Genomic DNA, 1,198 nt, shown 5'->3' on the forward strand with positions numbered 1-1,198 from the left:
CTCCCATATCCTGACCCAGGATCAATTAGAGGATCTGTCTTTTTTGGTGACTTCGGATAAATTCTGCCGGAGTCAGATCATTTAATGAAGAATGTGTCCTGTCATGGTTATATTCTTCCCGCCAGCGATCGAGCTTTTCCTGCACATCTTCCATCGACAGGAACCAGTGGATATTTAGGCATTCATCCCTCAGGCTGCCATTAAACGATTCGATAAACGGATTATCCGTCGGCGTGCCGGGGCGTGAGAAGTCCATGGTGACCTTATTTTCATACGCCCATCTATCCAGCGCTTTTGAGATAAATTCGCTGCCATTGTCTGCCTGGATCCTTATCGGCACACGATTATGCATCAATCTCAGGCACTCCATCACCGCCACCACATCCTCGCCCTTGAGCGACTGGCCGGCATGGATCGCCAGGCATTCCCGACTAAAATTATCGACCACAGTTAATGCCCGAAACCGGCGCCCGTTAAACAGATTATCAGCAACGAAATCCATGCTCCAGCATTGATCCGGATTTGACAGCAACGGCCGTTCAACCCGGTGTGCCGCACTCACATGGCGACGGGGGCGATTACGCCGTAGATTCAGTCCTTCCTGGCAATAAATACGATGCGTTTTTTTATGATTAATGACCCAGCCTTCGCGCCTCAGCTGGATATGTATGCGCTGGCAGCCATAACGGATACGGGTTTCCGCTATTTCTCGGATGCGCATCGTTACCGCGCGATCGTCACGACACGAATGATAGTTATAAACCGTGCGACTTAGCATCGCCAGACGACAGGACCGCCTACTCGATATGCGTCTTGTAAAAATACGACTATTTCGCGCTTTTGAGCAGGCCTTAAAACTTTTTTTTCAGCACCTCTTGCAGCATTTCCTTATCGAGACTGAGGTCGGCAACCAGCCGTTTTAGACGTTGATTTTCATCTTCAAGCTGACGCAGGCGACGCAGCTCGGTTACGCCCATTCCGCTAAATTTCTTTTTCCAATTATAAAAAGTGGCTTCAGAGATACCCATTTTTCGGCACACTTCACCCACACGAGTGCCCGTTTCAGCCTGCTTCAGGGCAAAAGCAATTTGCTCTTCAGTACAGCGGATCTTTTTCATGGCCGGATTGCCTCTTTTTTAAGGAAAAGAAGGGCAGAAAACTCCAGTTTAGCCTGGTCCTGTTTAATGGGAAGAGATCA

At 48.9% G+C, this 1,198-nt stretch carries 1 pseudogene; it reads right to left on the minus strand.

Annotation, left to right across the window (positions count from 1 at the left end):
• Positions 1-25 precede the first annotated feature (25 nt).
• Positions 26-1,118, minus strand: a pseudogene (locus JG725_RS20545) (IS3 family transposase).
• Positions 1,119-1,198: the final 80 nt, after the last annotated feature.

The sequence above is a fragment of the Brenneria sp. L3-3C-1 genome, from assembly GCF_016456245.1.
Classification (GTDB): Bacteria; Pseudomonadota; Gammaproteobacteria; order Enterobacterales; family Enterobacteriaceae; genus Brenneria.